We start from the raw sequence: 19695 nt of genomic DNA, 5'->3' as shown, positions 1-19695 counted from the left end.
TGCCAGCAGTCCGAAAGGTAGAGCGGGTTTGCGAATAAGAGAGTGGAAGTGCAGCGATTGCGGGGCGGAACACGACCGCGATGTGAATGCAGCACGCAACATTCTCGCGGCGGGGCATCGCCGTCTAGCAGTAGGAATCCCCGTCCTTTAGGGCGGGGAGGATGTCAATGACAAACCGCGTCAGCTTCCCGCAAGCACACAAGATAAATAATTATGAATTCAAAATTGCCACTACCTGTGCGCGCCCCTCGGAGACATTGCATGACCAGCTACGCCGAATTTCACCAACGCTCCATCACTGAACGGGACTCTTTCTGGGCCGAGCAGGCTCGCCTGATTGACTGGCAAACCCAGCCCCAGCAAATTTGCGACTACAGCAACCCGCCCTTTGCCCGTTGGTTTGTCGGCGGCACGACCAACCTGTGCCACAACGCCGTAGATCGCCACCTGGCTAGCCGCGCCGATCAAGCCGCGCTCATCGCCATCTCCACCGAAACCAACACCGAGCGCAGCTACAGCTTTGCCGAGTTGCACGCCGAGGTGCAACGCATGGCCGCCAGCCTGCAAGCCTTGGGCGTGAAAAAGGGTGACCGCGTCCTGATCTACATGCCCATGATTGCCGAAGCCGCCTTTGCCATGTTGGCCTGTGTGCGCATTGGCGCCCTGCACTCGGTGGTGTTTGGTGGTTTTGCCTCGGGCTCGCTGGCCTCACGCATTGAAGACGCACAGCCCGTGGCCGTGGTCAGTGCCGATGCTGGTTCGCGCGGTGGCAAAGTGGTGCCTTACAAGCCGCTGTTGGACGAAGCCATTGCGTTGTCCAGCCACAAACCCCAAGCCGTGTTGATGGTCAACCGCGGCTTGGCCCCGATGGATTGGGTAGAAGGCCGCGACCAAGATTGGGCCAGCCTGCGCGAGCAGCACCTGAATGCCCAAGTGCCTTGCGAGTGGCTAGAGTCCACCGATCCCAGCTACACCCTCTACACCAGCGGCACCACGGGCAAGCCCAAGGGCGTGCAACGCGACACCGGCGGCTATACCGTAGCACTGGCTGCCAGCATGAAGCACATCTTTGATGCCGAAGCAGGTCAAACCTTCTTTGCTACCAGCGACATCGGCTGGGTGGTGGGCCACAGCTACATCATTTATGGCCCCCTGATTGCTGGCATGGCCACCATCATGTACGAAGGCTTGCCCACCCGCCCCGACGCAGGCATCTGGTGGAGCATTGTCGAGAAATACAAGGTCACGCACATGTTCTCGGCCCCCACGGCTGTGCGCGTGCTCAAAAAGCAAGACCCCGCTTATCTGGCTAAATACAACGTCTCTAGCCTCAAAGCCCTGTGGCTGGCCGGTGAACCGCTGGATGAGCCTACCGCCCAGTGGATCAGCAGCTCGCTCAATGTGCCCATCATTGACAACTACTGGCAAACCGAAACCGGCTGGCCCATCCTCACGCTGGCCAATGGCGTCGAGCCACAATCCACCCGCTTTGGCAGCCCTGGCAAGGCCGTGTATGGCTACAACGTCAAGCTGATTGACGAAGCCACCGGCGAAGAACTGACCACCCCCAACCAAAAAGGCGTGGTAGCGATTGAAGGCCCACTGCCCCCCGGCTGTATGCAAACCGTCTGGCGCGACGACGACCGCTTCGTCAACACCTACTGGAAGAGCATTCCGGGCCGCCTGATTTACAGCACCTTTGACTGGGGCATCCGCGATGCCGATGGCTACCACTTCATTTTGGGCCGCACCGACGATGTGATCAACGTGGCTGGGCACCGCTTGGGTACCCGCGAGATTGAGGAGTGCATTGCTTCGCACCCCAACATTGCTGAAGTGGCCGTGGTGGGTGTGGCCGACAACCTCAAAGGCCAAGTCGCCTTGGCCTTTGCCGTACCACGCGATGCCAGCAGCCTGGGCGATGACGCTGCCCGCAAGGCACTAGAGACCGAAGTGATGCAAGTGGTGGACCACAAGCTGGGTGCCGTGGCACGTCCATCGCGCGTTTATCTGGTGGGGCTGCTGCCCAAAACCCGCAGCGGCAAACTCTTGCGCCGCGCCTTGCAAGCCGTGGCCGAAAAGCGTGATCCGGGCGACCTGACCACGATGGAAGACCCCGCCGTGCTGCAACAGGTGCGTGATCTGGTCGGCTCCTGATTCAGTTCCTGTAGGGCGATGAGCCGCAATGCCTTGTCGGGCATTGCGGCTTTTTTAACGTCTGGCTCAATGTCCGGTAAACACCGGCTTGCGCCGCTCGGCAAAGGCACGGCGTCCTTCGGCAAAGTCGGCGCTTTCGGATGTGAGCGCCTCGCGTTCGCGCATGGCGGGCCAGTTGGGCTGGCCCGTAGCAATCTCATTGATCGATTGCTTGGTCGCCCGTACGGCCAGCGGGGCCAATGCCGACACCTCTTGTACCAAGTCGGCCACGGTAGCATCCATAGCGGCCACGTCGGGCACCACCGCCTCCAGACAACCCGTATTCCAGAGCATTTGCGCAGTAAAAGGTCGGGCTGTCAGAAAAGCACGCTTGGCTGCCGAGACCCCCAGCCGTGCCACATAGCGTTGTAGACCGCTGGGGTAGTAGTGCAACCCCAAGGCGGTGGCAGGCATACGAAACTCAATACCATCGAGGGCCACACGCAAATCACAGGCCAGTACCAAATCGGTGGCACCACCGTACACACTGCCATTCAGGGCGCAAATCGTCACCGGATGCAGCACGGCCAAGGCATCGGCCACACGCTCAAACAATGCCGAGCCACTCTCATCTTCCCCACCAAAACCACCAATGTGGTAGCCCGCACAAAACACCGGCTTGGGCTGATCGGTCGTGTTGGCCGTGAGCACCACCACCCGGATGCTGGGATCAGCATCTATTTGGGCAAACAGGTGCAGCAGGGCTTTCAGATCGGCATTTTCCAGTCGGTTACGGTGTGCCGGACGGTTGAGCGTGATTGTGGCCACGCCGCCTGCGGCAAGGGAGAAAACAGGCGTAGATGGGGTAGGGGCAAGGGTGTCAGACATACGGTTCTTTCGATGCACAAGGAGATGGGCTGCATTGACAAAGGCGCAAGAATACCTGTGCAGACAGCGCATGCGCTCTCCACCACAGCGACACCACGCCCCACCGGCTCAATGCCAGCCGTAGACAGCCAAGGTACTCTCGCCCGCTTGCAGGCGCTGCAAGATGGCGGCCTCGTCGGCCTCGCGCTGCTGCCCCTCGGCCACCACCTCCGCAGCACAGGACTGCGCAATGGCAACCACCCCATCGGCATCGCCCACCACCAAATCGCCCGCTTGCACCACCACTTGCCCCATCATGACTGGATGGTTGATCCAGCCTGTGGCACCAAAATCTTTGCCCGTTCCTTGGATGCACAGGCCGCGTGCAAACACCGGAAAACCAATGTCGGCCAACAACACGCTGTCGCGCACACAACCGTCAATCACCAAGCCGGCCAGCCCGCGCACCTTGGCCATAGTGGTCATGATTTCACCCCAATAGCCATGCTCATACACCCCACTGGTGTGAACCACCAACACATCTCCGGGCCGTGACAGCTCCAGTGCGCGATGCAGCCAGAGATTGTCTCCACCGGGTGAATGCACCGTCAGGGCAGAGCCTGCACAACGGAAGTGAGGGGCCACTGGCTTGATGGCCGAGGGCAGCGCCCCTTTCTTTTTCGCTGCTTCATGCAGCGTTGCTGTGGGCAGACATGCGGCGGCAGCCACCAAGGCTGGCGAGAGGCGCTGAAAATTCAGGCATGTGGTTGATGCGGGATCTACCCGATCCAAGAGCTGGCTCATGTGGCCTCCCGGCTCTGAAGTTGGTGGTACTTGAACTGCTTGCGTGCTGCATCCAGCCGGATACCGCTACGTGCTGCGGCTCGAATGTGGTTCTCTGCCGCCTCGATTTCCTCAGCTATCGCCAGCACACGGTCTTCATGCTCTTGGGGGATGACCACAACACCGTCAGTATCGCCCTTCAAGATGTCGCCGGGGGCTACGCGAGCGCCACCAATTTGCACCGGAATGCCCGTGGCCTCCACCTGCACCCGGTCTTTGCCTGTGCGCATCCAATGGTCTTTGGAAAACACCGGATAACCCAGTGACAAGCAAAGATGGGTATCACGGTTGATGCCATCGATCACGGTGCCTGCAATACCGCGACGGTGGGCAATTTCGGTCAGAATGTCACCCCAGACCGTGGCATCTTCACGGCCATTGTTGTCCAGTACGATCACGCTGCCGGGAGCCACATCGTCGATAAAGTCGCCCACCGTGCCGGGCGGGTTTTGTGCCGGGCCGTATTTCAGTGTCCAAGCACGGCCTGCCATGCGAAAGTCGCTGCTGCGGGGCTTGATCTTGTAGCACTGGCCCACAATGCCCAGCTTGTCCAAAGCGTCCGAGAGGGTGGGGGTGTCGAGCCGAGCGGCACGGGCCACGTTTTCGTCTTGGGGAATATTGCTCATATTGATTTCTCCAGCATGTGTTCGTAGTTGCCACCCATGACCTGCGTCATGGGCGTTCCTGCCAAAATGGCCTTGGCCATAGCAGCCTCTTTGGCCACAATGGTCTCGGCAGCCTCCAGCACCTGTTCAATTTGTTCTGCCGCAATAAAAATGACGGCACTGCGGTCGGCCAGCACATAGTCACCGGGGTTGACAAGCACTTCGCCACCCAAACCGGGGCCGGTGCCAACACCGATGGTCACGGGCACTTGGGTGCCCAACTCCACCACCCGGCCCCGTGCAGTGCGTGCAGACAGGCTGCGGCTATAGATGGGGAATTCGTACGCTATGGCCTCGTCTACATCCCGCAAAGGGCCATCGGCAATGACACCGGCCACGCCACGCACCTTGGCCCCGAGTGTCAGCAGCCCCCCCCAGCAACCGGCTTCCACGCCACTGCGCTGCTCGACCACAATGACGCTGTGGCTGTCGGCCTGCTCAATGGCACTACAACCCAGATGCCGGGGTGGGCCCGCAGGAGGCTGACCGGGGCCGACCTTCATGGTCACGGCACGCCCTGCAATGCGGCTGGCACCACCGGGGCCGCTGCTGCGTTGGGCAAGGTGGGTTACCACACCGGGCAGACCCAGTTTGTCCAGTGCATCCGACACAGCGCAAGCGTCCAGACGGCGCAAACGCTGCACATGGTTTGGGGAATCAGTCATGGTTTTCCTTGGTAGGCACAAAGGTTCAGGGCAAGGTTTTCCAGGCGGCAAAGGCCAGCCCAGTACCCGTGAGGGCGGGGGTGCGGTATCCGGGCACGTACTGCACCCATTCCAAGTCCAACTCCTTAGCCATTTCGCCCACCACCAGCCAGTTGCGAATTTCTGAGCTGCCCGCTTGCAACAGCTTGGGATCGAAGGCGGCCAAGGCGGCGCTGTCCTTGTTGCGGATGGCGCTAAGCACCTGTTGGTCTAGTTCTTCATCGACCACAAAATGGCTCAAACCACCTGAGGCAATCACGCCCACACGCAGCTCTTGCGGCCACTGGGCAATCAGTTCACGCAGCGCCTGCCCCAGAGCCACACAGCGTCGGGGGGTGGGTTGGTTGGGCGGATCAAAGGTATTGAGAATGACCGGAATCACTGCCAGACCATGCTCCTTGAGCAAGCGGCGGTGGACGAACTGAAAAGCATGCCCCTCAAACTTGCCTGGCTCTATGCTGTCTAGCGCCGCAATATCGAAATCACGGTCGCAAAGCTGGCGGATCAGCCACTCGGCCATATCGCTCTTGACCGGGTATTCGCGGTCTTGCTCTGGTTCGTGGCGCCACATGCGGGCAGTTTTGACCCAGTTGTCATCGGGGCTGGCGGGCTCGCGGGCTGTGTTGCGAATGGTGTGGCCGTAATAGATGGCAATGGCCGGGTTGTTGCTGGTTCTAAACAGCTCTGTCTGGTCATCGCCCACTATGAGCAGCACGTCCAACTGCGCCGCCTTGATGCGCTCATGCAGCACATCCATTGCGGCCTCGGCGGCGTCATAACGCTCGCTCATTTTGTCTGGCGTTACCAGTGCCGCACTGTTTGGCGGCACCGCCGCCAGCAAGGCGGCATAGTCCGTCTTGTGGCCTTGCTTGTCGTAGTAGTGGGTATTTTTCGGGTCAATCAGTTGAAAGTGGTGTTGCCAATCCTCACGCTGTGACACCAGCATGATGCTGTGTGAGGAACCAAAAGCGGCGACGAGTTTTGCCATAGTGCAGGTTCTCTTTCCAAAAATCAGACAACAAATTGGGCGCGCAAAGCAGCAATCTGCTCGGTGCTATAGCCCAGCCCCCCCAGAATCTGCTCGGTCTGGTCGCCTTGGTACGGCGCGGGCTGTAATGGGCCATCGTTGCGCGGGTGGCGTGAGAACTGCATGGGCAGTGCCACCACCTCGATATCACCCAACTCCGGGTGGTGCATGGTGCGGGCCATGCCCAAATGTTGTACCTGTGGGTCGGCAAACATGCGGTCGACCGTATAGATCGGGCCGCAAGGCACCCCGGCTTGCAACAGGCGCTGCGTCCAGTCTGCGGTCGTGCGCAGCTTAAAGGCCGCACCAATGGCGGCATTGACACGCCCACGGTTGCGCACCCGCTCGGGGTCTGAGCCCATGCCAGGCTCATCCACCAAATCGGGCATCTCCAACGCCTGGCACAAGCGACGGAACATGGTGTTGCCTATGGCCGCCAGATTGATATAACCATCGCTGGTGGCAAACACCCCGGTAGGCACAGTCAGTGGGTGCTCATTGCCGGTGGACTGCGGCACTTTTTTATCAATAAGCCACTGGGCCGCCTGAAAATCCAGCATGGCAATTTGGGACTCCAGCAGTGAAGATTGCACCCACTGCCCCTCTCCCGTGACTTCGCGCTCTAGCAGCGCCGCCATGATGGCTTGGGCGCAAAAGTGGCCTGCACACAAATCGGCAATCGGAATGCCCACCCGCATCGGCCCCGCCCCAGGCTGGCCGGTAACGCTCATCAAGCCCCCCATGCCCTGAGCAATAGAGTCAAACCCCGGCCAGTTGGCATACGGGCCATCTTGTCCAAAGCCAGAAATGCTGGCATACACCAACCGTGGATTGATGGCGCGCAGGTCGTCTGGGCCTATGCCCAAGCGGTACTTGACGTCTGGGCGATAGTTCTCAATGAACACATCTGCCGTCTTGACCAGTGCATGCAGGATCTCCAACCCCTGTGGCTCCTTCATGTTGAGGGTCAGGCTTTCTTTGTTGCGGTGCAGGTTTTCGTAATCAGCACGGTTGTGATCGCGGCTACCAATCATGTCGTCGCCACCGGGCGCTCCCGGCGGGATTTCCAGCTTGATGACCCTGGCTCCCAAATCGGCAAAGGTACGAATGGCCGTGGGGCCGGCACGCACCCGCGAGGCGTCCAGGATAGTGAAACGCGACAGTGGCCCTTGACGGCGGGTTTGGCTTGCAGACATTGGCATTCCCTGTCAAATAGGGGTAAACATGGGCACCGCATGACCATCGGTGGGCTGAAACACCACGCGCACCGGATCACCAATTGCTATGCGGGCAGGATCACAATCCACCAAATTGCTCATCAGGGTCACGCCCTCTTGCAGCGTCACAAAGGCCAGCGTGTAGGCCGCCTCGCCCCGGCCCATCGTGCTCAAGGAGTAGACCTTGCCCATACCAGAGGCTTGGCACCATTCGGTGTCACTGCTGAGGCAATGGGGACAGATGTCGCGCGGATAGTGGTGAAATTCACCACAGGTGCGGCAACGCTTGACCAACAGACGCCCCTCATCAGCGGCTTGCCAATAGGCCAAGGTTTCGGGCAATACCCTGGGCGCGGGCACCTTGCGCCGGTGGGCTGGTTTCTCTGGAGTGTTTGCGGGGGTGTTCATGGTGTCAGACCCTTTCCAAAATCAAGGTGCCAGCGGTGTGACGCGAGGCCAGCGCCCCACCAATGCCATTGGCCAACGCCAGGGCACAGTTGGGCACCTGCACCGCAGGATGGGCCTCGCCGCGCAGTTGGCGCACGGCCTCAATCACTTTGGTGACGCCACCACGGTTGGCCGGGTGGTTGTTGCACAGGCCACCACCATCGGTGTTAAAGGGCAACCTGCCCACGCCAGAGATCAGGTTGCCGTCCATCACAAACCGTCCACCCTCGCCCTTTTTGCAAAAACCCAGGTCTTCCAGCTGCATCAGCACCGTGATGGTGAAGCTGTCGTAGAGCGAGGCATACTGGATATCGGCGGGCGTTACACCGGCCTCTGCAAAGGCCAAGGGGCCAGACCAAGCCGCTGCCGAGTAAGTCAAATCCATGCGGCCACCCATGCCATGCTTGGGTGCCTCGCCAGTGCCACGCACTTTGACCAGAGGGCGGCCATTCTTGCGGGCCAATTCGCGGGCAATTTCTGGGCGGGCCACAATCAGGGCGCCACCGCCATCGCTCATCACGCAGCAATCCAAACGATGCAATGGATCACTGACCATAGGTGACTCAAGCACGTCTTGCACCGTCACCACATCACGCAGCATGGCGTGGGGGTTGTGCTGGGCATGGTGCGATGCCGCCACCTTGATCCACGCCAGTTGCTCGCTGGTGGTACCAAACTCATACATGTGGCGCTTGGCCACAGCGGCATACAGATTTTGTGTGGCCGGGCCATAAGGCAACTCAAAAGCCAGCTCGGGCGCATCTGGATCAGGGGCCTTCAAGGCCAGCGGCGCTTTGCCACCCTTGCCCTCCTTGGCAGCCTGCTGGGCAGCCGCCATCTGGGCACGCGGACGTCCGGCCAAGGTGATCAGCGCCACGTTGCAACGCCCGGCAGCAATGGCCGCAGCCGCATGGGCCACATGCAAGATGGGAGCCGAACCGCCACATTCTGTGGAGTCGACATGGCGCAATTGCAGCCCCAAGTATTCGGCTATGGTGGTGGTGCCTAGGCCGGGGGCATCACCAGCACAAAAATAACCATCGATGTCGTTTTTGGACAAGCCTGCATCTTCCAGTGCGCCTTTGGCCACATCGGCATGCAGGCGAACAACGGACAGATCATCAGCCTTGCGGGTGGGGTGCTCATAGGCTCCCACAATGTAGGCGGAACCGTTCAAACTCATGGTGCGTGCTTCACTATTGACGGGTGGGAGGGCCACAGCCCCCAAAAAGAAAGGCCGATGGCTCAAGACTCCGGCTTGAAGCCCGACTCTTTGATGATGGGGCCCCAGAATTGCAGCTCCTTGCGCTGGAGCTTGTCCATCTCTTCGCCACTGCGAAAATCGGGATTGAGCGTGGCTTTGTTGACCAAAATCTCGCGCACCTCGGGCAAGCCCAACACATGCTTGAGGCCGCTCTGCATGCGCTCAATCTCAGCCTTGGGGGTCTTGGCAGGTGCCCACATGCCAGTCCAAGCGTCTCCAGCATCGAGCTTGTAGCCCTGCTCCATCAGCGTGGGCACATCGGGCAGCACCGGAGACCGCTTGGCACCGAACTGCCCCACCACCCGCACCTTGCCGCTGCGCTGGTGCTGAATGATGTCGCCTGCCGTCATGATTCCAGCGGCAATTTGCCCGCCCAACAAGTCGGTAGCCAAGGGGCCATTGCCCCGGTAGGGCACCACCTGCAATTCTTGACCGATGATCTTGCCCCATTGCAGCCCTGTGAAGTGGGTATGGCCCCCAGCGCCAGCCGAGCCAAACGTAGCGTCTTTAGGGTTGTTCTTCACCCAATCGGCATATTCTTTGGCGGTCTTGGCACCGGTGTGGTTGCTAACGGCCAATGCCAAGGGGTAAGAAACCACCAAGCCCACCGGAGTGAAGTCGGTCAGCAGGTTGTACTTGAGCACTGTCTCGGGGTAGAGCAGCATCTGAAACACCGGAGTGGCATTGGGGGCCAGCATGTAGGTCAGACCATCGGGGGCCGAGGTCTTGAGGGTTTGGACGGCCAAACGGCCACCAGCGCCGGGCTTGTTGTCCACCATCACCGGCTGCTTGAGCACAACGGCCAATTTATCGGCCAGCACGCGGGCCACGGTATCGGTAGAGCCACCGGGCGGAAAGCCCACCAAGATCCTGATGGGGTGTTTGTCTTGGGCCGTGGCCGATAGGCTCAGGCCCACCGCCATACACACCAGCGTGGCCTTGAATGTCTGTAAAAGTTTCATAGGTTTGTCTCCGGTTTTTTTATGAAAATCGCTGGCACAGCAGACCTCAAGGTGCCGTGGGGGCCATCAGTTGTTGCAGGTGGTAGGCAGAATCCCCCAGCAGTTGCCCAATCACCATCAAACGCTTGGCGTAATGCCCCACACGGCACTCGTCGGTCATGCCCATCGCCCCGTGCATCTGAATGGCCGTCAGCCCTATCTGACGCCCCTGCTGGCTGGTCAAGACCTTGGCCGCCGATACGATGCGGCGACGCTGGGCGGCATCACCGGCCTGCACTGCCATGGCTGCGGCACAAGCCATAGACTTGAGTTGCTCCAACGCGATCACCATGTCGGCCATGCGGTGTTGCAATACCTGAAACTTCGCCAGTGGCACGCCAAATTGCTTGCGGGTACGCAAATGCTCTGCGGTGTGGGTCAACAAGGCATCGACAGCGCCCACCGCTTCGGCACACAGGGCCGCCACACCGGCCTGCAGCACGGCCTCCACACCCTCGGCGGCCTGACCAGGCGTGCCAATCACCTGTTCAGCAGGCACCTGCACCTGGTTGAACTCCACATGGGCCGCGCGGCGCCCATCCAGGGTGTCAAAACCTTGCACCTGCACACCCGGTGCCTGTGCCTCTACGGCCAACACGGTCAGCCCTTGGGGGCCAGCCCCGGCGCCTTCAGTCCGCGCCACCACCAGCAAGAGCCCAGCGGTATCACCATGCAAGACCAAGGTTTTACGACCTTGCAGGACATAACCGGCAGCCTTGGCCGTGGCATGGGTCTGTACCTGTTGCCAGTCATAACGTGCGCCATCCTCATACAAGGCCAAAGCCGCCTGCAAGCTGCCATCGGCCAGTGCAGGCAACCAACGCTGTTGTTGTGCGGCAGACCCCAAGCGGCTCAGCAACTGTCCGGCCATCACGGTGCTAGAGACAAATGCACCGCCCCCCAAAGCACGGCCCAACTCCTGGGCGACCAACATCACCTCTACTGGGCCTTGCTCACTGCCCCCCACATGGGCCGCCAAAGGCAGGCCCAGCAAACCCAGCTCAGCCATTGCAACCCAACGTTGGGCCGCCTGTGGCGGCGTTTCGGGATTGCCCCGGTGTTCAGCCGGGTACTCCCCCTCACAAAAACGCTGCACAGCATCGCGCAGAGCCAAGTGGTCATCGTTCAGAGCGAAATCCATCGTTAATCCTTGTGCCATTCATGGGGCATCGGTGGGTCAAAAGGCATCCAGTGCGGCACGGGCAATCAGGTTGCGCTGCACTTCATTGGTGCCGCCATAGATCGTGACCTTGCGAGAATCCAGACAGTTGGCGGCCAAGGCCACCAACTCCTCGCCCGTGGCAGCCTGGTGCAGATGCTCCAGACACTGCGCCTCCACCGAGAAGGGCACCGCGTCGGGGCCAGCGATGTCCACCAAGGTTTCGTAAATGGCCTGACGCAGCTCGGTGCCTCGCACCTTGAGCATGGAAGCCTCGACAGCCGGAATGCGACTTTGTTGGTTGGCACTGAGCAGGCGCAGCGCCGTAAACTCCAGCGCCATCAGCTCCACCTCAAATTGCGCCAAACGGGCCTGCAACAGGCCGTCTTCGCCCAAGCCCTGCTGCTGTGCCAGCCGCCGCGCACGGGCCAATTGCTGCTTGCAAGAACCAATGCCCGCAATACCAGTGCGCTCATGGCCCAGCAAATACTTGCCATAAGACCAGCCCTTGTGCAGCTCACCCACCAAGTTGTCCACCGGCACCCGCACGTTGTCCAAATAGCATTCGTTGAGGTCTTCTCCGCCCTCCAGCATGCGAATAGGCCGCACCGTCAACCCGGGCGAATTCATATCAATGAGGAGAAAAGAGATCCCCTCCTGCGGCTTGGTGGCATGGGGGTCGGTACGCACCAGTGCAAACATCATCGAGCACCAGTGGGCATAGGAAGTCCAGACTTTGTGCCCATTGACCACAAAGTGCTTTCCATCTGGCTCCAACACCGCCGTGGTGCGCACCGCCGCCAGATCCGAGCCTGCACCCGGCTCCGAAAACCCCTGGGCCCACCACGTATTGCTCTGGCGAATGTCGGGCAAATACTTTCTTTTTTGCTCCTCGGTGCCAAAGGCGTGCAGCACCGGCCCCAGCATCTGGATACCACTGGCAATAATGCGTGGGGCACCACCGAGCAAGGTCTCTTCGTCAAAAATATAACGTTGCACATGGCTCCAGCCGGGGCCACCGTACTCCACCGGCCAACTGGGCGTCAGCCAGCCGCGCGCTTCCAAAATGCGAAACCAGGTCACATAGTCTTGGTGCTCCAGACGCAACCCACCCTCCACCTTGCGCCGAATATCAGCAGGCAGGTGTTGTTGGACAAATGCCCGAACTTCCAGACGAAAAGCTTCTTCTTCCGGAGAAAACTGTAATTTCATGGTCAATCTCCTTGGGGTGGATCAGGCGCTGGCCAGCACCAAGGCATCCAGCGCCAACACGGGTTGTGTGCTGCCTGCGGGATAAGCCACCAACGGGTTGATGTCGATCTCGGTAATCTGCGGATTGGCCCGCATCTGCGCACCCACCAGCGCCACCACCTTGGCAATGGCTTGCAAATCCACCCCCACAGCCCCGCGAACGCCTTGCAATACCGCTGCCGCTTTGAGTCGACCCAGCTCCACCACAATGTCTTGCTCCGCCATGTCAGCAGGAATCAGGCGCACGTCTTTCAAGGCCTCGATCCAAACGCCCCCCAAGCCCACCAGCACCACTGGCCCCCATTCGGCATCGCGCTTGGCTCCCACCACCAACTCCAGCCCGCGCGGCCCCATCCCCTCAATCAACGCACCGTCCAGCACCAGATCAGGGCGGTGCTGGCGCACATTGGCAAACAGCTGTACCCAGCCTGCACGCAACGCAGCCTCGTCGGCCAGTCCTACCAGCACCCCCCCCACATCACTTTTGTGGGGCAAAGCACTGGCCTGCGCCTTCAGCACCACGGGGTAGCCAATATCGGCCGCGATCTGCACGGCCTCGTGGGCGGTACGGGCCAACATACCCTGGGGCACTGGCAACCCGGCCTGTTGCAACCAAGCCTTGCCTTGGTATTCAGCAAAAATCCCATTGGGGGGCACTGCGCCGGGCAATGGCAAGGCCTGCACTGGCGCTGCACTGGCCCGAGCGGCCCGCTGCAAGGCCTCGCCATAGACGGCCACGCGGCGCACAGCACGCAAAGCCCGGTCTGCCGAGCGAAACAACGGCACACCACTGCGCTGGATGGCCTCCAAAAAGAATGGCTCTACCGGGCTGGTATCCCCCGTCAGTACCAGCACCGTGGGCTTAGTAGCTTGGGCGATGGTGGGAATAATGTGTTCGGCCTTGTCTTGTTGCGCTACGGTTGGCCCTACCGGGATGGCCAGCACAATGTTGCCAATGTGGGCGTCCTCCAACATGGTGAGCAACAACTCGCCCACCACCCCAGGGTTGCGCACACTGATGGTGGTGTAGTCCAGTGGGTTCTCGGCCACCGCATATCCGGGCAGCAAGGCTGTCAGTTTTTCTACGGTGGCGGGGGTCAGTGCAGGCAAATCCAGGCCCAAACTGTCAGCAAAATCGAGCGCAATGTTCTTCATCGCCCCCGAGCCAGTCATAAAGGCAGTGCCTCCAGCCGGTGGCTGTGGGTAACGCAATAAAACCGCACTCACATCCAGTAGCTCATCCAGCGACTCCACCACCACCACCGCCTCACGTTGCAACAGGGCTGTGGCCGTGGCGTGGTCGCCCGCCAAAGCGCCGGTATGCGACTGGGCAGCCTCTCGCGCACGGGCGCTGCGCCCCGGCATCAACAGCACAATGGGCTTGCCTAGCGCACGCGCTCGGGCAGCCAGTTGCAAAAACACACGGGGCCGACGAATCTGCTCGGCATACACGGTGATCACCCGGGTCTGCGCATCGGCAAGGTAGTGCGCCACGATGTCTTCCACTGCCACCGCCACCTCGTTGCCCGTAGAAAACACCGAAGTCACCGGAACACCACGGCCCAACAAAGCATCGCGCAGGTTGGCTGCCATGAACCCACTCTGTGCCACCACCCCTACCCCAGGGCGGGTTTCACGGGCGCGCACGGGCATCGGCTCAAAAGTAATAGGCACCCCTGCGGCCAAATTGGTAAACCCCATGCAATTAGGCCCAACCAACAAAATGCCCGCCTCTTGCGCCACTTGGGCCAATTCTGCTTGGCGTGCTTGGCCTTCTTCACCCGCCTCCGCATAGCCCGAGGCAAACAACACCGCCGCACGACAACGGCGGGCCGCCAGTGCCCTGATGGCATCCAACACCCCAGCCTCTGGAATGGCAAGCACAGCCAGATCGATGTTTTCAGGCAGCGCATCCACCGTGGCTACGCACGGGTGTCCATGAATCTCCGTGCTGCTGCGACTGACCAGATGGATCACCCCACCGTAGGCATAACGCTCCAAATTGGCGAGTACAAAACCACCAAAAGCCCGAGGGTCGGCAGAAGCCCCAACGATGGCAATGGAACGGGGCTGGAGGATGTGATCAACAGCAAAAACGCTGGGCTCTTCTTGACTCCGGGCAGACGGGTTCATGCAGACAGATCCTTGTGGGAGAAGTAAGGGAAACGCGGTTTGCCAAAGCAGCACCGCCGAATGGGGCCGATTCTGGCATACATAAAACCCATTTTCAATACACCAGAAATGCAAATTAGGTGTTTTAAGGGTTTGTACTAATGGCTAGTTACTTCTGTATTTGCACACCAAAAAGCCTCACTCACCACTTCCGGTGTACTGCTTCCCCCAGACCAACAGAGGCTATGGCCCGCTGTTTTCTCTCTTACATCCCTATAGCAGCAGACAAAAATCAACGTCTTGCACTTGACCGCACAATAGCAAGCGGTACCCGCTGGTGTAGCCCACGTCTTGCGGGCCTTACCCAACCCTTTGTGGCATTTTTTAAAAAAACTATTGCATACCACAACACTTTGGAGATATATTTCAAATGCCTATGAAACACACCGACCCCACCACCGCCCTGATGGAGCACCTGCCACTGGAGACAGAACTGCCTTGCTCCGCAGATGAGTTGCGTCCACGCGGTGGTCGGGCCAACGAAATTCGTACCACCTTGCAAGAAGAAATTGAAAGTGGCACCTTGCCGCCTGGGGCACCACTGGATGAGCGCGCGTTGGCTACCCGATTTCAGGTCTCACGCACCCCCGTGCGTGAGGCTTTGCAACAACTGGCCGCCCGCGATCTGGTGCGTATTGCCCCGCGCCAAGGCGTGAGCGTGTCGCGCTTGTCCGTCAGTCAGGTGCGCTCCATCATGGAAAGCGTGGGTGAACTCGAGGCACTGTGCGCCAAGCTAGCGGCCCGCCGCGTGGATGAACCATTGCGCCACCAGCTCGATGAAGCGGTGCAACGCTGCCAAGATGCAGCGGTGCAGGGTGGCATGGCTGAGTACGCCATTGCCAACAGCTTTTTTCACGAAACGATCTACACCGGCAGCCGCAACCCCTATTTGGCCGAACTGATCCGCAATGCCCGCCGCCAAATCCAGCGATACCGCATCCGCGACTTTCACACCAAGGCACAGATCAGCAAATCTCTGCAAGAGCACCTGAAGGTGGCCCGTGCCATCCAAGAAGGTGACGAATCATTGGCCTCACACACCATGCTGCTGCATGTGCCAGCAGGCTCGACCGGCTTTTCCGAGTTTCTGGCCCGCATGCCCAGCAGTTTCTTCGATACCGAATCCAACGACCTCTGAAAGCTGCCACCCCATGACCCTGCACCACCGCTCCATCGAGGTTCCAGGTGCCTCGCACAATGCCCCCATTCCTGCGGGTGCCCGCGTGGGCAATGTGCTGTGCTCTTCAGCCATCTCGGGCAAAGATCCGGCCACCGGCCAACTGCCCAGCGATCCGGCAGCCCAAGTGGCCCAAGCCTTTGCCAACCTCAAAACCTTCATACAGGCCGGTGGTGCCCAACTCTCTGATGTGGTCAAGCTGACCGTCTACATCCGGGACAACGCTGTGCGCGAAGCCATCAATACCGAATGGCTCGCCTGCTTCCCCGACCCACACGACCGCCCAGCGCGCCACATCCTCGTCTATGAACTGCAACACGGCATGGCTGTGCAGCTTGAGGCCATGGCCGTCATCCAATAAATCACACATCCCCCATCCACGCTAAGGAGACTGCCCCCATGATCATTGACTCGCATGCCCACATCGTCATGCCCCCCGAGAGCTTTCGCTTCATGGCGGAACTGGTCGGTGGCCGAGCCAACCCCAACACCCTGCCCAAAATTCCCGAAGCCTCGGTGCGCAAAGTGGCCGAAGAGCTGGTGCGTGGCATGGATTCGGTAGGTACCGATGTGCAATTCATCTCACCACGGCCCTATTTGCAAATGCACTCGGTCAAGCCTGGCCGGGTGGCCGAACTGTGGAACCGGCATTGCAACGACCTGATCGCCCAGTTCGTTCAACTGTTTCCCGACCGTTTTCGGGGGGTCGCTGGCCTGCCACAGTACATGGACGAGGCACTGGAACTACGGGTCATTCCCGAGTTGCGCCGCTGCATTCAAGAGCTGGGATTTGTGGGCACGCTCATCAACCCCGACCCGACCGAAGGGCTGGGCGATCCTCCCGGCTTGGGCGACCCCTATTGGCACCCGCTGTACCAAGCCATGACCGAGCTGGATGTGCCCGGTCTGATCCATTCCGCCGCCAGTTGCAGCGCCCGCGAGTCCTACACGCTCAAGTTCATCAACGAAGAAAGCATCGCCATCATTTCGCTGCTGCACGCGAAGATTTTCGACACCTTCCCCACACTGAAAATCGTGGTGGCCCACGGTGGCGGTGCCATTCCTTACCAGATGGGACGCTTTCGCTCCTGGAGCGTGCGCAAGGGCGAGAAAGAAACCTTTGATGAGCAGCTGCGCAAGCTCTACTTTGATACCTGCAACTACAGCAAAGAATCCATCGAGCTGCTGCTCAAAGTGGCAGGCACCGACAACGTGCTGTTTGGCACCGAAAAGCCCGGCACCGGCAGCTCGCGTGACCCTATCAGTGGCCGCGACTACGACGACATGAAACCCGTGATCGAGAGCATCGACTGGCTCACCGAAGCCCAGCGGCAGAACATCTTCGAATGCAACTGCCGTCGCATCTACTCACGCGCCTTCCGCAAAGACGAAGACTGTTAACCAGACGCCCGCCAGCGTCCATCCCCCGGCGCGGGTTTGCGCCACCTTTCCCACAAGGAGACATACATGCCACTGAGCAAAGAAGACAACGACCTGCTAACCCGCGTCGAAAACGGCGCCCCCATGGGCGAGATGATTCGCCAACACTACTGGTTGCCCGCCGTGCCCTCCGTCAAGCTGGAGGCCGATGGCGCCCCGGTGCGGGTGCGCCTGCTAGGCACCAACCTCGTCGCTTTTCGTGCGACCAATGGCGAAGTGGGTGTGCTGGATGAACAGTGCTCGCACCGCAAGGCATCCCTGGCGCTGGCGCGCAACGAAGACAACGGCTTGCGCTGCATCTACCACGGCTGGAAGTTCAACGTCAAAGGGGAGGTGGTAGAAGCCCCCAACCACACCGGCAACCAAGAGCAGTTCTGTAACCATGTGCGTGTCAACCGTTACATCACCGTAGACCGTGGCGGGATTGTCTGGGTTTGGCTGGGCAAGGGCGAGACGCCCCCCCCCTTTCCTGATCTGCCATTCATGGATTTGCCCCAACAGCAACGCTCGGTCACCAGTGTCGAAATCCCCACCAATTGGGTGCAAGGCGTTGAGGCATCCATGGACTCCTCGCATGTGAGTTTCTTGCACGAATCGACCACACAGCTCACCGCTGGCCCCGGCAACGAGCGCCAAAACATGAACAAAGCACGCGCGCCCAAGCTCGACTTTGAAGATCGCCCCTACGGCTACCGCTACGCTGCACTGCGTCCACTGCCCGATGGCAATGTGTATGCCCGCGTCAACAACTTCGTCATGCCTTGGTACGGCATCATCTGTCCACCCGATGCCAACGGCCCTACCACCGTGTTCTTCTCCACCCCCGTGGACGATACCCACCATCGGGCTTGGTTTGTTCACTACAACCCCCAGCGTCCATTGGGCATGACCATCATGTCGGCCTCGCCCGATGTCTGGAACTTCCCACCACTGCCACCGGGCGAGGCCAAAGACAACTGGGGCCAAAACCGCGACATCATGAAACGCGGCCACTTTTCTGGCTTTCCCCAGCACTTGGGCACCGAAGACTTTGCCATGTTCATCAGCCAAGGGCCGGTGTACGACCGCAGCGACGAACAACTGTGCTCTGCCGATGGTGCCGTCATCCGTGTACGCCAATTGCTCATCAAGGCCGCGCGTGAGTTTGCAGAAGGCAAGGCCCCCACACTGGCCCACCACCCAGATCTGAATTACCGCCAAATCCGCTCGGTGGGTGGTGTGCTACCTGCCGATGCCGATTGGCATCAACTGGTGGACTAACCCCGCGCCCAGGGCGGTCGGTGCGCAACACCTGCCCGCCCCCCAGGAACAACACAGCACAACAATGGAGACTGCGCAATGACACTGAGCCGCAGAACCTGGCTGACGGCTTCGGCCTTGGCACTGATTGGCTCTGCCCTGCATGCCCAGGGTGGAGACAAGCCCCCGATTCGCATCTTGGTGGGCCTGCCCCCCGGCGGTGGCACCGATGCCATTGCCCGCTACATTGCAGAACGGCTGCGCGAGCCTCTGGGGCGGCCCGTCATTATTGACAACCGGATTGGGGTTGGGGGCCGTCTGGCAGGCGATGCCTTGATGACGGCTGCCCCCGATGGCCTGACCTGGATGATCGCCCCCAACGCCACCCCAACCTTCCAGACCTTGGTGTTTGGCAAACAGACCAAATGGGATATTTGGCGCGACTTTGCCCCCGTGGCAGGACTGACCTCTTACCCCCTGGGCATGGCCGTCAATGCGGAGCTTGGCATCCACAACGTACAAGAGTTTGTGCAATGGGTTCGTGCCCATCCACACAAGGCCAGTTTTGGCACCCCTGGCACTGGGGGACAAAACCATTTTCTGGGTGTGCAATTTGCCAAAGTGGCAGGCATTGAACTGCCCATGACCCCCTACAAAGGCACACCGCCCATGATCACCGACCTGATTGGCGGTCATGTACCTGCGGGCATTTCGCTGATGGACGAGCTCATCAAACACCGCAAAAGCGGCAAGCTCAAGGTTATTGGCATTTTCAGTGACCAGCGGTCAGAACTGGTGCCCGACATCCCCACCTTTGCCGAACAGGGCTACAAAGTATCTTCTGGCGATGCCTGGACAGCCATGTGGGCACCCGCCAAAACCCCCGTGGCAGAAATTGCCCGTATGCAACAAGCACTGCAAAAGGTGCTGGCGCAACCGCAAGTCAAAGAATATCTGATGGAGCGTCTGTCGGTAGTACCGCATTACCGCAATGCCGAAGAAATGGCCCGTTTACAACGCCACGAACTGGCCACCTGGGCACCCATCATCAAGGCTTCTGGCTTTCAACCCGACTGAGCAGCGACA

General features: G+C 60.0%; 19 protein-coding genes. 7 read left to right on the top strand and 12 right to left on the bottom strand.

What is annotated here, in order from left to right; all coding sequences use genetic code 11:
• Nucleotides 1-28 precede the first annotated feature (28 nt).
• Together ACFO6X_RS07920 and ACFO6X_RS07915 are read left to right on the top strand one after the other, a co-directional pair.
• Nucleotides 29-151 carry a zinc ribbon domain-containing protein gene (locus ACFO6X_RS07920; protein WP_382431789.1) on the top strand — a complete coding sequence of 41 codons (123 nt, stop codon included), beginning with the start codon at nucleotides 29-31 and terminating at the stop codon, nucleotides 149-151.
• Nucleotides 152-261: 110 nt separating this feature from the next.
• On the top strand, nucleotides 262-2157 hold the full coding sequence (locus ACFO6X_RS07915) for a propionate--CoA ligase (RefSeq protein WP_382431765.1): 1896 nt from the start codon (nucleotides 262-264) through the stop codon (nucleotides 2155-2157).
• A 66-nt stretch (nucleotides 2158-2223) separates the two neighbouring features.
• On the opposite strand, the gene ACFO6X_RS07910 is transcribed toward ACFO6X_RS07915, so the two are convergent.
• The 12 genes from ACFO6X_RS07910 to ACFO6X_RS07855 form a co-directional block, all read right to left on the bottom strand.
• Entirely contained in the window at nucleotides 2224-3024 is an 801-nt protein-coding gene (locus tag ACFO6X_RS07910) for an enoyl-CoA hydratase/isomerase family protein (protein WP_382431763.1), read from the bottom strand.
• A gap of 108 nt (nucleotides 3025-3132) precedes the next feature.
• Nucleotides 3133-3807, bottom strand: a complete 675-nt coding sequence (locus tag ACFO6X_RS07905) for a 4-carboxy-4-hydroxy-2-oxoadipate aldolase/oxaloacetate decarboxylase (protein ID WP_382431761.1) — start codon at nucleotides 3805-3807, stop codon at nucleotides 3133-3135.
• Complete coding sequence (locus ACFO6X_RS07900) at nucleotides 3804-4472, bottom strand: RraA family protein (protein ID WP_382431759.1); 669 nt, start codon at nucleotides 4470-4472, stop codon at nucleotides 3804-3806. The genes ACFO6X_RS07905 and ACFO6X_RS07900 overlap by 4 nt, the downstream gene beginning before the upstream one ends.
• Nucleotides 4469-5176: an RraA family protein gene (locus ACFO6X_RS07895; protein ID WP_382431757.1), complete on the bottom strand. Its 708-nt coding sequence runs from the start codon at nucleotides 5174-5176 to the stop codon at nucleotides 4469-4471. The genes ACFO6X_RS07900 and ACFO6X_RS07895 overlap by 4 nt, the downstream gene beginning before the upstream one ends.
• Nucleotides 5177-5201: 25 nt before the next feature.
• Complete coding sequence (locus ACFO6X_RS07890; protein WP_382431755.1) at nucleotides 5202-6203, bottom strand: DODA-type extradiol aromatic ring-opening family dioxygenase; 1002 nt, start codon at nucleotides 6201-6203, stop codon at nucleotides 5202-5204.
• 23 nt (nucleotides 6204-6226) lie between these two features.
• Nucleotides 6227-7438 (bottom strand): CaiB/BaiF CoA transferase family protein, encoded by a 1212-nt coding sequence (locus ACFO6X_RS07885; protein ID WP_382431753.1) that lies wholly within the window; start codon nucleotides 7436-7438, stop codon nucleotides 6227-6229.
• A gap of 12 nt (nucleotides 7439-7450) precedes the next feature.
• Entirely contained in the window at nucleotides 7451-7867 is a 417-nt protein-coding gene (locus ACFO6X_RS07880) for a Zn-ribbon domain-containing OB-fold protein (protein WP_382431748.1), read from the bottom strand.
• 4 nt (nucleotides 7868-7871) lie between these two features.
• Nucleotides 7872-9089: a thiolase domain-containing protein gene (locus tag ACFO6X_RS07875; RefSeq protein ID WP_382431746.1), complete on the bottom strand. Its 1218-nt coding sequence runs from the start codon at nucleotides 9087-9089 to the stop codon at nucleotides 7872-7874.
• Nucleotides 9090-9151: 62 nt separating this feature from the next.
• The gene (locus tag ACFO6X_RS07870; protein WP_382431744.1) at nucleotides 9152-10132 is read right to left on the bottom strand and encodes a Bug family tripartite tricarboxylate transporter substrate binding protein; all 981 of its coding nucleotides are present in this window, start codon (nucleotides 10130-10132) and stop codon (nucleotides 9152-9154) included.
• Nucleotides 10133-10178: 46 nt separating this feature from the next.
• A complete protein-coding gene (locus ACFO6X_RS07865) occupies nucleotides 10179-11312 on the bottom strand; it encodes an acyl-CoA dehydrogenase family protein (RefSeq protein WP_382431742.1) in 1134 nt (377 codons plus the stop codon).
• 36 nt (nucleotides 11313-11348) lie between these two features.
• Entirely contained in the window at nucleotides 11349-12542 is a 1194-nt protein-coding gene (locus tag ACFO6X_RS07860; protein ID WP_382431740.1) for an acyl-CoA dehydrogenase family protein, read from the bottom strand.
• Between the two features lie 21 nt (nucleotides 12543-12563).
• On the bottom strand, nucleotides 12564-14714 hold the full coding sequence (locus ACFO6X_RS07855) for an acetate--CoA ligase family protein (protein WP_382431738.1): 2151 nt from the start codon (nucleotides 14712-14714) through the stop codon (nucleotides 12564-12566).
• A 409-nt stretch (nucleotides 14715-15123) separates the two neighbouring features.
• Here ACFO6X_RS07855 and ACFO6X_RS07850 point away from each other — a divergent pair, with 409 nt between their 5' ends.
• The 5 genes from ACFO6X_RS07850 (at nucleotide 15124) to ACFO6X_RS07830 (ending at nucleotide 19686) form a co-directional block, all read left to right on the top strand.
• Complete coding sequence (locus ACFO6X_RS07850) at nucleotides 15124-15891, top strand: GntR family transcriptional regulator (RefSeq protein WP_382431736.1); 768 nt, start codon at nucleotides 15124-15126, stop codon at nucleotides 15889-15891.
• A 13-nt stretch (nucleotides 15892-15904) separates the two neighbouring features.
• Nucleotides 15905-16291, top strand: coding sequence for a RidA family protein (locus ACFO6X_RS07845; protein WP_382431734.1), 387 nt, complete (start codon nucleotides 15905-15907; stop codon nucleotides 16289-16291).
• A 38-nt stretch (nucleotides 16292-16329) separates the two neighbouring features.
• Nucleotides 16330-17331: an amidohydrolase family protein gene (locus ACFO6X_RS07840; RefSeq protein ID WP_382431732.1), complete on the top strand. Its 1002-nt coding sequence runs from the start codon at nucleotides 16330-16332 to the stop codon at nucleotides 17329-17331.
• A gap of 66 nt (nucleotides 17332-17397) precedes the next feature.
• Nucleotides 17398-18630, top strand: a complete 1233-nt coding sequence (locus tag ACFO6X_RS07835; protein WP_382431730.1) for a Rieske 2Fe-2S domain-containing protein — start codon at nucleotides 17398-17400, stop codon at nucleotides 18628-18630.
• 78 nt (nucleotides 18631-18708) lie between these two features.
• On the top strand, nucleotides 18709-19686 hold the full coding sequence (locus ACFO6X_RS07830; protein WP_382431728.1) for a Bug family tripartite tricarboxylate transporter substrate binding protein: 978 nt from the start codon (nucleotides 18709-18711) through the stop codon (nucleotides 19684-19686).
• Nucleotides 19687-19695: the final 9 nt, after the last annotated feature.

Origin of the sequence: Giesbergeria sinuosa (genome assembly GCF_042652905.1) — a bacterium.
GTDB lineage: Bacteria > Pseudomonadota > Gammaproteobacteria > Burkholderiales > Burkholderiaceae_C > Simplicispira > Simplicispira sinuosa.
The sequence above is the reverse complement of the archived record's forward strand: the minus strand, read 5'-3'. Positions and strand labels throughout refer to the sequence as shown.